This window comes from Streptomyces sp. CB02366 (genome assembly GCF_001905905.1).
GTDB lineage: Bacteria > Actinomycetota > Actinomycetes > Streptomycetales > Streptomycetaceae > Streptomyces.
Window position 1 is genome coordinate 437,480 of sequence record NZ_LIVT01000001.1, and the last position, 13,002, is coordinate 450,481.

General features: G+C 71.0%; 15 protein-coding genes and 1 pseudogene. 5 read left to right on the forward strand and 11 right to left on the reverse strand.

Features of this window, described 5'->3' with window-relative positions:
• The first annotated feature begins 46 nt into the window (after window positions 1–46).
• Both AMK24_RS01865 and AMK24_RS01870 read left to right on the forward strand, forming a co-directional pair.
• The gene (locus AMK24_RS01865; RefSeq protein ID WP_143203683.1) at window positions 47–694 is read left to right on the forward strand and encodes a hypothetical protein; all 648 of its coding nucleotides are present in this window, start codon (window positions 47–49) and stop codon (window positions 692–694) included.
• 369 nt (window positions 695–1,063) lie between these two features.
• Window positions 1,064–2,257, forward strand: a complete 1,194-nt coding sequence (locus tag AMK24_RS01870) for a PP2C family protein-serine/threonine phosphatase (RefSeq protein WP_073764260.1) — start codon at window positions 1,064–1,066, stop codon at window positions 2,255–2,257.
• A gap of 73 nt (window positions 2,258–2,330) precedes the next feature.
• On the opposite strand, the gene AMK24_RS01875 is transcribed toward AMK24_RS01870, so the two are convergent.
• The 10 genes and pseudogenes from AMK24_RS01875 to AMK24_RS01910 all read right to left on the reverse strand — a co-directional run bounded on the left by AMK24_RS01875 (window position 2,331) and on the right by AMK24_RS01910 (window position 8,193).
• Window positions 2,331–3,347, reverse strand: a complete 1,017-nt coding sequence (locus tag AMK24_RS01875; protein ID WP_073764262.1) for an acetylxylan esterase — start codon at window positions 3,345–3,347, stop codon at window positions 2,331–2,333.
• A gap of 176 nt (window positions 3,348–3,523) precedes the next feature.
• Window positions 3,524–4,078, reverse strand: a complete 555-nt coding sequence (locus AMK24_RS34485; RefSeq protein ID WP_242434885.1) for a hypothetical protein — start codon at window positions 4,076–4,078, stop codon at window positions 3,524–3,526.
• Between the two features lie 41 nt (window positions 4,079–4,119).
• Complete coding sequence (locus tag AMK24_RS34490; protein ID WP_242434886.1) at window positions 4,120–4,800, reverse strand: methyltransferase domain-containing protein; 681 nt, start codon at window positions 4,798–4,800, stop codon at window positions 4,120–4,122.
• An 11-nt stretch (window positions 4,801–4,811) separates the two neighbouring features.
• Window positions 4,812–4,943 carry a hypothetical protein gene (locus tag AMK24_RS35110; RefSeq protein ID WP_256985885.1) on the reverse strand — a complete coding sequence of 44 codons (132 nt, stop codon included), beginning with the start codon at window positions 4,941–4,943 and terminating at the stop codon, window positions 4,812–4,814.
• A gap of 145 nt (window positions 4,944–5,088) precedes the next feature.
• Entirely contained in the window at window positions 5,089–5,937 is an 849-nt protein-coding gene (locus AMK24_RS01885) for a helix-turn-helix domain-containing protein (protein WP_073764264.1), read from the reverse strand.
• 12 nt (window positions 5,938–5,949) lie between these two features.
• Window positions 5,950–6,468 (reverse strand): DUF6879 family protein, encoded by a 519-nt coding sequence (locus AMK24_RS01890; RefSeq protein WP_073764266.1) that lies wholly within the window; start codon window positions 6,466–6,468, stop codon window positions 5,950–5,952.
• Window positions 6,449–6,730: a hypothetical protein gene (locus AMK24_RS01895; RefSeq protein WP_073764268.1), complete on the reverse strand. Its 282-nt coding sequence runs from the start codon at window positions 6,728–6,730 to the stop codon at window positions 6,449–6,451. Before AMK24_RS01895 ends, AMK24_RS01890 begins: the two co-directional genes overlap by 20 nt.
• 164 nt (window positions 6,731–6,894) lie before the next feature.
• Window positions 6,895–7,262, reverse strand: a pseudogene (locus tag AMK24_RS34495) (hypothetical protein); the annotation flags it as partial.
• A gap of 23 nt (window positions 7,263–7,285) precedes the next feature.
• Window positions 7,286–7,747 (reverse strand): hypothetical protein, encoded by a 462-nt coding sequence (locus AMK24_RS01905; RefSeq protein ID WP_073764270.1) that lies wholly within the window; start codon window positions 7,745–7,747, stop codon window positions 7,286–7,288.
• Between the two features lie 122 nt (window positions 7,748–7,869).
• Complete coding sequence (locus AMK24_RS01910) at window positions 7,870–8,193, reverse strand: hypothetical protein (protein ID WP_073764272.1); 324 nt, start codon at window positions 8,191–8,193, stop codon at window positions 7,870–7,872.
• Between the two features lie 94 nt (window positions 8,194–8,287).
• Here AMK24_RS01910 and AMK24_RS01915 point away from each other — a divergent pair, with 94 nt between their 5' ends.
• A complete protein-coding gene (locus AMK24_RS01915; protein ID WP_073764274.1) occupies window positions 8,288–9,112 on the forward strand; it encodes a helix-turn-helix domain-containing protein in 825 nt (274 codons plus the stop codon).
• A gap of 11 nt (window positions 9,113–9,123) precedes the next feature.
• Window positions 9,124–9,342, forward strand: coding sequence for a DUF397 domain-containing protein (locus tag AMK24_RS01920; protein WP_073764276.1), 219 nt, complete (start codon window positions 9,124–9,126; stop codon window positions 9,340–9,342).
• Window positions 9,343–9,633: 291 nt separating this feature from the next.
• Here AMK24_RS01920 and AMK24_RS01925 read toward each other — a convergent pair whose 3' ends face one another.
• Complete coding sequence (locus AMK24_RS01925; RefSeq protein ID WP_158072142.1) at window positions 9,634–11,820, reverse strand: alpha/beta fold hydrolase; 2,187 nt, start codon at window positions 11,818–11,820, stop codon at window positions 9,634–9,636.
• A 475-nt stretch (window positions 11,821–12,295) separates the two neighbouring features.
• On the opposite strand from AMK24_RS01925, the gene AMK24_RS32980 reads away from it, so the two are divergent.
• Window positions 12,296–13,000 carry a hypothetical protein gene (locus AMK24_RS32980; protein WP_073764280.1) on the forward strand — a complete coding sequence of 235 codons (705 nt, stop codon included), beginning with the start codon at window positions 12,296–12,298 and terminating at the stop codon, window positions 12,998–13,000.
• Window positions 13,001–13,002: the final 2 nt, after the last annotated feature.

Consider the following 13,002-nt stretch of genomic DNA (forward strand, 5'->3'; position numbering starts at 1 on the left):
CGGGGGCGGGCTTGTCACCCCGGCCGCGGGGCCCCACCATCGCAGAATGGCGTTGACAGAGGCGATTCTCGCGCTGGTGAGCGGTCTGGGCGGAGCGGGCATCGGCGCCGCGGGCGCCTCCCTGGTACAACGTGCGAAACGACGGGATGACGCGGCGGCGGCTGCCGCGGCGGCGGACCGGGCCGAAGCGGCGCTGGCGTCGGAGGTCGTGGCCACGGCGAGGGCCGAGATCCGTGCGTGGTGGACCAACGCCCAGCGCGTCCTCGGGAGCCTGCAAGGAGGCCGCTGCCTGTCCGCCGCCGAGTACGAGGCGCAGGTGCGGGAGGAGCTGAAGGGCTTCACGAGCGCGTTCTACCGGATCCCGGTCCGCGTCCATCCGGAGCGCACCGGCTCCCCGCGCCCGCGGTCCTTCGCCGACCACGTCACCGCCGTGTCCAACCGCATCGTCGAGGCCGTCCACCGGGGCGAGTCGGGCCGGGTGGCGGGCGGGGAGCTGGCCGATCTGTGGAACGAGGGCTTCGCCGCCCACCGGGAGATCGCCGTCTACCTGGTGCGGTGCGCCGAGAACGCGTCCGGACGCCCCTACCCCGCCGGTTCGGCGGGCAGCGGGTACCCGCTGCCCGCCCCCGGCCCCCCGCCGGACGGCCTGCTCAGTCCTCACAGTCATCCGGACGGCCCTCCTGAACCGAACTGACGGGGGCGCGGGCAGGCCCCCGCTCCGGCGCGTCCTCGGCGCCCTTCCGGAGGCTGCGGGCAGCCCGTCCCGCACGCCTGCCGACGGGCGGGGTCCACGCCCGTGCCCCGCTACGGCACTGCCGACACCTCCGCCCGGCTCGCCTTCCCGCGGACCGGGCTCGCCACCGCCCCCCATCCCGCGCACGGTGATCGACCCGGTGTGAGGGCAGGGGGAGCCGCCTGGGCGCCCGCGGACGTCCCGCACCCCCGGGCAGCGCGCTGCACACCCCCTTATCAGACGCTGTGTACGGATACATCCGCCCAGTTTCAGGAGCGATGCGATGAGCGGGGCCCGAGAGGGCATAAGCATTTTCTACCTGAGGAGGCTGTGGTGGGTGATCGGACGGGAGTGGCCGCGGTGCTTGCGGCAGCGGAGGATGCCGCACCGGTGGATTCGCTCGACGTCGTGGCGCGCGACCTGCGCACCCGGTTCGGGGCCCGGTACGTGTCGTTCCTCTTCGTGGACGTGGTCGGCAGACGCATGCTGCGGGTCAACGACATGGACGGCTCCTCCCAGGAGCCCCGGCCCGAGCAGGTTTCCCTCGCCGGCAGCGGCATCTACGACGAGGTCCTGCGGGCGCAGAAGGCGATGCAGGTGGAGGGGGGCGGCCGGGGCCGGCGCGTGCTCGCCCCCGTGACCAACCGCGGTGACACCATCGGCGTGCTGGAACTGTTCCTGGACGCCGTCACCGAGGACGTGCTGGCCCAGGTCGAGGAGGCCGCGCACGCGCTGGCCTACATCATCGTCACCGATCGCCGCTTCACCGACCTCTACCACTGGGGCAACCGCACCACACCGGTCAGCCTGGCGGCGGAGATCCAGCGCCAGCTCCTTCCCTCCGCCCCCTCCTGCGACGCGGCCGAGTTCGCCCTCGCGGGAGCCCTGGTGCCGGCGTCCGACATCGCCGGGGACACCTACGACTACAGCCTCGACACCGACGCCCTCCACCTGTCCGTCACCGACGCCATGGGCCACGACGTCAACGCGTCCCTCATCGCCACCCTCGTCGTGAACGCCTCGCGCGGCGCACGCCGCTCCGGGGCGGACCTCCCCGAACAGGCCCGCCGGATGCATCAGGCGCTCCTCGACCACGGGGACAGCGCCTTCGCCACCGGCCAACTGCTCCGCATCTCCCTGGACGGGAGCCATGCCCGCCTCGTCAACGCCGGCCACCCCGGGCCGCTCCGGCTGCGCGACGGGTCGGTCGAGGAGATCGGCCTGCGGGTCGACATGCCCTTCGGCTTCCCCAAACAGGGCTCCTACCAGGTGCAGGAGCTCGACCTGCGCCCCGGCGACCGCCTCGTGCTGTACACGGACGGCGTGCAGGAACGCGACGCGGAGGTGGTCGACCTGCCCGGGCTCCTCCTGGAGACCGCCGCCGACCACCCGCGCGAGGTGGTCCGCACGATGGTCACCGCGGTCGCCGAAGCCTACGGGGGCCAGCCGCCCAAGGACGACGCCACCGTCCTGTGCCTGGACTGGTACGGCCCCCGGGGCGGGACCGGCCGGACGGCCACCTGAGCCCCCGGCGCCCCCGCGCGGCCCGGCGGACGGCACGACCGGGGAGCGAGCGCTCCCCTCAGGAGGGCTCCCGTCAGGCGGCGGGGGCGAGCCGTTCCCCGAAGAACCGCGTCCGCCGCGCGTCGAGTTCCGCCGCCTCGGCCGCCATTCCCCGGTACGCGAAGTGCCCCGCCGTCAGCACCTGGAGTTCGCGCTCCCCGGCCAGCGCGTTGTGTACGGCGAACTGGCCCGGCGGCGGCACGGACGGGTCGAACAGGGCGGCCGCGACCAGCGTGGGCAGGGTCAGCCGGGTCGCCGCCGTCGCCGCGTCGAAGTAGCGCAGGACGTCCGTGACGTCGGGGTGTTCGCGGTGGTGCCCACGCACCGCTTCGCCGCTGCCCGCGCACGGCAGCGTCAGGCGCAGCGGGTGGTTGCCGAAGGTGGGGACGGTGAGCTGGGCCGCGCCGAAGCGGTCGTCCCAGGGCAGTGCGAGGGCCCCGAGTCCGCCGCCGAAGCTCTCACCGAGGTAGCCGAGGCGAGGCCCGCCCGGCTCCCCGGCCGACGCCAGTTCCGGTACGAGCGCGGTGAGGGCGGAGGCGGCGCACCAGAGGTCGGCCGCGCAGTCGCCGAGGACGTACGTGTCGCGGGAGCCGATGCCGTGCAGGACGTGCGCGTCGGCCAGGTCGGGGATGCCGTCCACCCGGCCCCGCTCCCCCATGCCCCGTACGCACGGCAGGATCGCGGCGGCCCCGGGCAGCGGTGGCGGAAGGTCCCGGCCGGGCCCCTGGCGGCCGCCGTAACCGTGCCCGACGACGAATCCGTACCGGACGGGCCCCTCGGCGGGCAGGGCGAGCCAGCCGCCGAGCCGGACGCCGCCCACGGAGGTGAAGGCGACGCCGTGGATCGCCACCCCGTCGCGCTCCTCCTCCACCGGACCGAGAACCGGCCGCGGGTCCACGGCGCGGGCTCGCGCGTACCGGCCCCGCCAGAACGCGTCGAAGTCCTCGGGGGCGGGTGGCGCGGGGACGGTCAGCAGGGCGTCCGGCGCGTCGTAGTACCCGTAGGCGGGGTCGAACGGGAAGTCGTGGGAGAGCGGGCGGGATGAGGCCATGCCGCGAGGGTAGACGCCGCGTCCCCGCCCAGATCTCCCACGCGGACCACGGACGGGGTTGACGGACGGGGCCACCGGCACGGACCACCGCCACGGGCCACGACGGACGGGGCCACCGGCACGGATCACCGGCGCGGATCACGGACGGGAACCACCGGCCGGGTCTCCGCAACGCGTCACGGACGGGGCCCGTCGGCAGTCCGCCCGCCGACCGCCCCGCCCCCTTCTGCCGAGCGCCCCGGCCGGCGGACGGCCGGAGGTCCGAGGACGGGCACCGGGCGGTCCGGGGTATCCAGCCACGGCGTATGCGTGCCGTCAGGGGCGACGGTCAGCCCGAACCGCTCCGGCCCGGGGCGCCCGGCCTCGCGCCACCAGCCGTACGCGGCCTCGACCAGGCTCCACAGCCGGTGCGGCCCGTGCTCCCACACGGTGAAACGGTCGGCGGTCCGCCGCCCGTCCAGGTCCACGGCCGCCCAGGAGGCGGCGTCGGTGGTGGCCAGCCACAGGCGGGAGGCGACGCCTTCCACGGCGGGGTTCTCGTGCCAGGTCCGCCAGACTCCGGGCAGTTGCAGGCCGATCGCGAACTGCGCGGCCCAGTCCTCCCCCGCGACCGCCTCGGGCGCCAGCCGGGTCGCGGACTCCTCCGGTACGTGGCTGTCCCGCACCACGTCGCGGTAGATCCGCAGGTCCGTACGCTGCCCCCGCATCAGCATGAACGCCGAGTGCGGCATGAAGAAGCCCGCCGCGCCCCCGTATCCGTCGACGGTGAGCCTCAGCAGCCCGTAGCAGAACCACGGCGACTCCCACGGTACGAGGACAGTCCCGCCCGGCCGGGTCTGCGCGATCCACGCCGGGGGCCGGCCCGTACGGAACAGGTCGCGATGACCCGGTCGTACGGGGCGCCGGCCTCGACGCCCCGCGCCCCGTCGCCCTGGAGCGCCCGTGCGTCGAGCCCCGCGCCCGCGAGACGGTCCGCCGCCCCGGCCGCCAGCTCCGGGTCCACCTCGATGGTGGTCACCCGGCCGGGCCCGAGGCGGTGTGCGAGGAGCGCCGCGTTCCACCCGGTGCCCGTACCGATCTCCAGGACGCGGTGGGCCGCCCGCACGTCCAGCAGGTCGAGCATGCGGAAGACGATGGAGGGGGCGGAGGCCGAACACGAGGCCCAGCGCTCCCCCGGCGCGGCGGTGGCCCCGTCGTTGACCTGGGTGACGACGGCGGTGTCGGCGTAGGCGTGGCGCAGCCACTCCGCCGGGGCCGCCTCCCGGTCGCACTCCAGCAGGTCGTCCCCCACCCAGACGGTGCCGGGCAGGAAGGCGTGCCGGGGCACACCCCGGAAGGCGGCCTCCCACACCGGGGCCATCGGCGCGCCCAGGCTCTCGTTCACCGAACCGAACAGTCCGGCGGCCAGGGAGGACACGTCGGCGGCTTGCTCGTCCGCTCCGTTCAGCTCCATCCGCGAGGCCCCTACTTCCCCTTGTGCTTCGGCTCCGGCGCGGGCTTCGCGGTGTCCGAGGACGGCTTGGCCGTACCCGGGTCCTTGCCCCCGGCGTGCTTTCCGTCGCCACCGCCGCCGCCTTTGCCCGTTCCCCAACCCATGGCTTTCGGTTCCTCTCCCCTGGTCCGGTGGTGAGCGTCCGGGGCCGCATCGCGCACGCGGTCGCCCCCGCGCTTCAGGGCGATGCGTCGAACGTAAGGAAGCAGCGGGCAGGGAAGCCACGTTGTTGCACGCAGTTGCACGAATTCACCGGAGAGAGTCCAGAGCAGCCATGATCAACGCGCGTGCGTCCGCGCCGTAGACGGCCATCTCCGCAAGCTCGGCGAAGGTGTCGGCATACATCGCGACCTCGCTGGGCTGCGTGAGCGTGAGATATCCGGAGACCAGCTCGACATTGGCCTGTGCGCTGTCGAAGATCCAGAAGCCTTCCACAGGCATTCTGGAGCGCTCCGCGTTCATCGGGACCACACCGAGGCTGACGTTGGGCAGAGAACCCACGGTGAGAAGGTGACCGAGCTGCCCGACGAGTACGTCCGTACCGCCGATGCCGTTCCGCAGGACCGACTCCTCCATGAGGAAGGCGAAGCGACGTCCTGCCTCGTACAGCACGCGCTGCCGCCCCACGCGTGCGGCCACGGCCTCCGCGACGTCGTCGACCTCTACACGCCGTCGCTGCACAGCACGCAGCACTGCCTCGGTGTACCCGCGCGTCTGGATGAGGCCCGGTACGAACCAGGAGGAGTAGGCCCGGAAGCGCCGGGTGCGCTCGAACAGCGGCAACCGTGATTCCTGTGCCTGTTTGAGCCCGGCTTGTTCCATCCGCCTCCAACCGACCCACATTCCTTCGGCGCTCCGGAGCGCCGCGAGGAGGTCGGCGGTCTGGTCCTCCGCCCCGCACGCCCGGCACCAGGCCCGGATGTCACCGGTCGACGGGGGCGTGCGGGCGTTCATGATCCGGGAGGACTTCGATGGGTGCCAGCCACAGCGAACGGCGATCTCGCGCCCGGTGAGCCCGGCGTCGCGGGCGAGGCCGGCGAGCCGGTCCGCGAGAATCCGCCGGGCCTGCTGTGCGCTTGAGGAAGGGGATTCGACCATGGTTACGCGTGGTCAGCGGGGCCTGTAGTCCTCATGCGGCACAGCACGTTCCCACACCGCCTCGAAGACGTCTGCGCACAGTTTCACCAGCGCAGGATCGTCCGTGTACTCTCGCCCGTCCTCGTCCAACCGCCCGGTGCCGGTGAAGTGGTGGAAGAGCGCCTGCTCCCCGTCGAACAACCAGAAATCCGTGCTCGCCAGCGCAAGGCCGGTCGCCCTCCGCCTGGGCAGCCAGCGCACCTCCTCGCCTGCGGCGAGGTTCGTGAACGTGGTGTCGTACTCGTATCTCACGTAGTCGCTGATCGGCTCGGAGACGACCCGCGCACGCCGGACGGTCACGCCTCGGCCGACAGCGGCGTGCACGGCGTCGTGCCAGCCGTTCCACCACGCCGAACGCTCTCCCCGGTCCAGTCGCACGCCCCGCTGCCACGCCACATAGCCGGGGGCGTCCAGCATGTAGGAGTCGCGCAACTCAAGGTGCACCGCCGATCGTTGAGCTCGCGCCAGGACTTCACGCGCTGGAGGCCGCACGCGCCGCCTTCCCTCCGCTGTCCTGTTCCTGACGAGCAGGAAGGAAGTCCAGCATGGCCGCCGGCAGCCTGACGATCGTCTCGTGGTCCGGGACGTCGGTGGAATGCCCGGGGATGGAACCGACCTCCTTGCAACTCTCCACTTCTGCCTCGGTCGCTCTGTACGACTGGATCAGGAGATCTCCCGTCTCTTCCTGAAGCCAGATCGTGGGCGACTCGTCGGTCGGAGAGTCGGGGTCGATTCCGAGAAACCGTAAGCCCATGGTTCGCTCCCGCTGTCCGGGGTGGGTTGCATTGACGTGCACGAGCCTTCCCCTGCGGCGCGGCAGCCGTCAAGGGCTCCGAGGGGGCGCAGAGAAGGGAAGGCAAGCGACCGGTTCAAGCCGTGCGCACGCCAGCTCTCCCAGCCCCCCGCCCGTCGCACGCCGTCGCGCGGGGCCAGGTGCGGGTGCTGCCGGGCGAGTACGGCGTCCACCGCCATGAGCGTCGCATCGAGGATTTCCCAGTCGTGGACGGAGGGGTGTCCCGCGAACAGCCCGCACGCGTCCTCGCCTTCGGAATCGGTCGCACCGCACCCGGCGAGTTCCGCCAGTGCCGCCCGGTCGCCCTCCAGCGGGCCCAGACCGCCAGGTGTCTCGCGTCGTCCTCCCACAGCACCATCGCGTGGTCCCCGTCGTGGTCGGCGGCCAGCTCGCACAGGAGGTATCCGGCTTCCGGGCGGCTGCCGCCGGGAGGGGCGAGCCGGACCACGAACTCCGGGGGCGGAAGCAGGGTTACAGCGGTGCAGGGGTTCATGGGCGGAGTGCCTCCGGTCGCCGTCACGGCGCGTCGCCGTCGGGTGCGTCGAGGTCGTCGAGGTCGTCGGGGTAGCCCTGGCTGTGCGGCGGACCGGGTGCGCAGTCCGCGATCAGGTCACCGAGCGGGTCGGTCACGGAGAAGGAGTGCGGCCCGGGGTGGTGGTCGAAGAACGCGCACGGTGTGACCGCCCCGGTCGCCAGCACGCGGAGCAGGGCGGGGCACACGGGCAGCACGTCGAGCCGGTGGACCCGGTGAGCCCCGTCCCCCGACCAGCGGAACCACAGCTCCTGGTCGTCCGGGGTGTCCGCCACAAACAGATGTGCGGCGTGCTCGGCCGAGTCGCCGTGGTCGCCCAGCTCGCACAGGACGAAGTCGTCCTGCTCCACGAAGTCGGACGGACGCTCGGGCCCGCCCTTCATGGTGGCGAGCGCCAACAGAGCCTCGGCGTAAGGGATCTCCGTTACGGCAGTGCATTGCAGCACGACTCAGCCACCTCCCGTACGGGCCGGGAACGGGCGCACCGCGAGCCGCACGGCAAGCGGCACGGGGAGCCACACGGACGACCACCCGGCGCCCGGCACGGGAAGCCCGGAGTCCGGCGGGTTCACAGGACCTCTCCCCGGCTGCGGGCGTTGAGCCGCGCGGTACGGGCCCGAAGCTGCTCCATGAGCAACGCGGGCCGTACGGACTGGGGTTCGACCTCCCACTCGCGCCCGCCACCGACCGGCCGGAGGGACCAGTACGGGCCGGCGACCCCCTGGAACTCCCCCACCCGGTCGCCACGGCTCGTGTCCACCAGAAGAGTCCCGCGGACGGGGACGGTCGGGGCGGCCGGAACGGTCGAACCGGGCGGTGGCTGACACGGAGGATCGCATAAGGGCTGGTCCGGAGGGTGCTCCGCATTCGGGCTGGCGTTCTCGCCGTACACCGTTCGCTCCTCTCTGTAGCCGATCGGCTACCGGGGCGACACAGCGTGGCCTAGCGTGAGACTCGCCATCAACGTTTCAAATCTGGGGGGTACGTTGGTCAACCGGAGGGAACTCAACCCCGACGCGAGCCCGGAGGCCGCGTACGGTGCGCGGCTGCGCAGTGCGCGAGAGGCCCGAGGCTGGAAGCAGGACGACCTCGGCTTACGTTCCGGGTACTCGGGGCGCCACATTTCCGGGGTGGAAACTTGTACCAAATCGCCAACCCGCCCCTTCTCGATCGCGATCGACGGCGCTTTCGGCTTCACCGAAACCGTCGATTCGTTCGAGCGGGAATGGCTCAAGATCAAGCACGGTGTACTCCTCCAGGGATTCCCGGAGTACGTGGCGCTGGAGGGCCTGGCGGCGGAGATCCGGATGTTCGAGGTAGGGGTGATTCCTGGCCTGTTGCAGACCCGGGCCTACGCGCAAGCATTGGACGATGCGGCCGTCGCACGGGGTGTCATCACCCCCGAACAGGCCGAGCAGCGCATGGCATTGCTGATGGAGCGCCAGAACGCTCTCATCCGCCCCGTACCACCGATGATCATCGCGGTGCTGGACGAGAGCTGCATCCGTCGGCCGGTCGGCGGCCCCGCCGTGATGGAAGCCCAGTTGCGGCATCTGGTCGACTTCGCCGCGCAGCCTCACACCATGCTGCAGATCGCCCCTTTCAGCATCGGCGAACAACGGCCGTTCAACCGGCTGGTGCATCTGCTGACACTCCCGGACCGCTCCTTGGTCTCCTACGTCGAGTCCGAGACGCAAGGGCATCTGGACCGTGAACTCAGCTCAGTTCTCCCGGTGATGAGGGGCTACCATCAATCTCAGGCCGTGTCTCTGTCCCAGGCAGAGACCGTGGACATGGTCCGCCAGCATTGAAAGGGCACCCCGTGACGAGCGAATCCACGACCCAGCAGTGGGTCAAGTCCTCCTACAGCGGCAACGGCGGTGCCTGCGTCGAGTGGGCCCCGCGCACCGCCTCCCTCACCGGCACCGTCCCCGTACGCGACTCGAAGAACCCGAACGGCCCGACGCTGACCGTCGCCACCGCCGCGTTCACCTCCTTCGTGACCGGCGTCAAGACCGGCGGGTTCGCCCCCACCGCCTGACCGCCGCCGTCGCAACGCCGCCCCACCGTGCACCGCGCGGTGGGGCGTTCTGCTGGTCCGGGCAAGGGAGGGCCCGACGGTGCGCGGCGACGGGCCCCGGGTGGGGCTCCGGACCGATGTGACGGGGAAGAGACGGCACCGAGAAGGGCCTGCGGGACCTGCTCAACGCGTGGGATCCGCAAGGCGGGGCCGACGAGGGGCAGCCGTCCTCCTGTCCGCGTACGTCTGCCCCACGGTCGTCCGGGAAGGACCGTGGGGCAGACGCGCGGGGGGGGGAGAGACCGGATCGGGTCAGGGCTTGGGCAGGGTGCACTCCTGGCGCTTGAGGTCGATGGTGTTGCCGGTGCCGATGCACGCGGCGATCGCCGCGGTCTGGGTGGCGTATCCGCGTCCCTGGTGGACCGTGGTGCCCGTCTCGTCGATCTCGCAGGGGTTGTTCAGTTCGCACTCCTTGCCGTCACGGTTGCTGGTGCTGTTCACCGCGACGAGCTCCCGGGTCTCGGCATCGACGACGGCCGAACCCGAGCTTCCGGGCTGGGTGTTGCATTCCTTCGCGTACCGGATCGCCTGGGTCGATGTGTAGTCGCCTTCCTTGAGCGTCGGAATCACAGCCTCGGCCTGGCACGACCAGACACTCTCCAGAAAACTCGACGCCACCTTGATCTTCTGCCCGGCAACAGGGCCGGTCGAAGCCAACGGGAACGCCTCGATCTTGTACTTCTGCCGGATGTCCGCGTACGTGGAATCCAGCTGTGCCACCGTGATGTCGGTTCCGGTCATCGTCGCGTAGAGAACCCGCCCCGTCACCGGGCCGAGCTCGCGGCCCGCCGCGCTCAACACGCTGCCTTCGATCGGGGCGCCCTGTCCGGTGATCACTTCACCCGGCTTCGGCCGTCCCTCGGGGTGGCAGTGCCCGTTCGTGAGCAGCAGCGCCTTGTCCTCGTCGCGGGCGGTGCGGGGGCGGACCAGCGAAGCGGAGCAGTTCGGGAGCCTCACGGTCCCCGCCAGATTGCCGGCAGGCCCTGAGGGGCCGGTCTGCTCGGCGGGGAAACCGGGGCAGCTGCCCTTCGCCGGCGTGCCGTCCCGGAAGAAGTCCACCACCTTGGAGCCGCATGCGAGTTCTTTGGACTTCATGGTGGAATGCGTCGCGTCCGTGACGGTCAGCAGCGATCCGCCGATCTTCTTGTGCATCATCTTCGCCCACACGTAAGGCGTGACGGTTTCGAACTTGTGGCCGGACAGTTGCAGTCGGCTCTTGCCGGGCTTCAGGTCCCACGGCTTGCCCGCCGGCCAGCCCGCGCAGTACATGATGGGCTGGTCGTGGAAGTCCGCAGAGAACGGGTACTTCGCCTGCCGCTCCTTCCTCAGCCTGACGAGATCGGAATATGTACGGCCATCGGCGCTCGCGTTGCACATGAAGGCGTCATGGGTGAACCCGTAATTGCTGCCCATCTCCCCGAAGCCAAAGGGCTTCCGCCGCATATCCTTCTGTTTGGAGGCGGTCTCGCCTGTCCCCTCGTTCTGGAGTTCCAGCAGCTTTGCGGCGGATCGCTCCCACCGGTCCGGTAGGGCTTCCAGGTTGGGGTCGAGGAAGGCGGCGAACTCGTCCCGTCCCACCTTCGCCTGCAACGCCTTCAGCGCGGATTCGACCTTCTGGGGCGAGCTCCCGAAGTGGTACGTCGAATTCTTGCCGGCCAGCCACTCGAAGAACCGCCGGTACCCGGCATGGTAGTGCGCGACTTCTGCGGTGACCGCCGCGTCCTGGCCGACCGGGGACATGATCGAGTCCAGCCACATCCGATCCACACGGCTGTCGAACATGGAGCGGTACACCGCGCCCAGCGCCGTTCCGCCGGAATTTCCATAGAAGTTTATCTTGCGGAAGCCCAGTACCTGCCGGATGCGGTCCATGTCCCGGGAGGCGTTCTCCATGCTGATGGAGAGCGCCAGTTCCCGGTCCTTGGCGATGCATGCGCGCTTCGCGTCCGCCTGACGCTCGAAGGCATCCCTCTCGCTCTCCCCCTCCCGGGCTTCGGGGGTGTCGCAGGAGACCTGGGCGCTGTAGCCCGTACCCCGCGTATCGATACCGATGAAGTCCCATTCCTGGTTCATCGGCGCCAGCCGGCTGCTGAGCAAACCGTACGGGTACGGCGTGCCGGGCAGGCCGGGTCCCCCGGGGTTGCCGAACAGGGCCCCTGTGCGCTTTCCGGTGGCCTTGATCCTGCTCACCGCGATGTTGATTTTCCTGCCCGCAGGCTTGGCGTAATCCACCGGAACGGGAATCAGCGCGCATTCGCTGCGGCTGTCGTCGCGATCCCAGTCCGCCGCCGCATCCCGGCAGAGCTCCCACTTCACGGGTTCCGGGGTGGTACGTGAAGCTGCATCGGCGGGAACGGCTGCCAGGGAAAGCAGCGAGGCGGCAACGCTGATTCCGACGGCAATCGATGGGACGGTCACATACCGCAAGATGATCTGCACCTCTTCAGTGAGAAACGGCAACTTCGTCTGTCCTGAAGGCGATCCAGCAGTCATCTCGTCGCGCCGGCGCCTCCTCACACAGGCGGTCGACAGGGAGCAACTCCCCCCTGCGCCGCTGCTGAACAAGAATTGCCGCCGAAAGTCGCAGCCGTCCGTCGAGGATGTTTCAACCAGCGCTCGGTGGAGTACGAAGAACACGGCAGGCCACGGGAGATGGCGCGAACCGCCCGCACGAGGCGGTGATGCGGTGCACACCCCTGCCCGAGGGAACCGGGACCGCACGCACCGTGGTCTGCCGCCGCCGGCTCCCGACACCCGTCCGGCCGCACCGGCGGCGGCGTCACGGGCACCACGCGGCGCCAAGGCGCGCCGCGTGGTGGGGAGTCGGTTGCCTTTCGGCGCAAGTCGACTCCTCCGCTTCGAGATGAGTACGTGTACTCATGGCCATGTCAGCGCGCGACTTTACGTTGACGTCATGCCCCGAACAGCACACACCGCAGCCGCCCTCGCTCTGGGCGTGCTCGCCCTCACCGCCTGCTCCAGCACCCCCGACCCGGCCGCCGCCATCGAGATGGACAAGGTCGCCTCCGCACCCGAGGGCGGGGACGCCGACAAGCCGTTGCTCGACTTCATGAAGCTGTCCCACAAGCTCACCGCCGGCTGTCCGCCGCTGGACGACGCCAAAACCGGCGAGCCCCTCGGTCCCAGCGACGTCCCCGGCGTCCCCCAAGGCCCCTCCAGCGGGCCCCCCGGCGAGCCCGGCGACCGCGTCCCCCTGCCCGCCGGCCCCGACGACCCGCCCGCCACCGACGCCCCCTTGCCGCCCATGCCCGACGGGAACCTCCTGGAGCCGGTCACGCTCACCAAGCCCGAGACCTGCTACGCGGACAAGTTCGCCGTGCACGTCACCACCGCCCTCAAGGGCACGGGCGAGAACGCCGCCGAGGTGCGAACCGCACTCAAGCGCGCCGGATACCCCGACGAGCTGATCGTGGACATGCAGCCCGAAAGCGGGTCCCCCCGCGTCCGGATCGACCTGCGCGAACAGGACACCCGCGTCGCCCTCCAGGTCGTGCACGTCGGCCCCGGCGACACCGTCGTGGAAAAGTTCGGCGCACAGCCCACGGCGCCCCTCAAGGACGTCCGGTACATCCCGGAGCCGGCCGAACCCCTGAGCTGAGA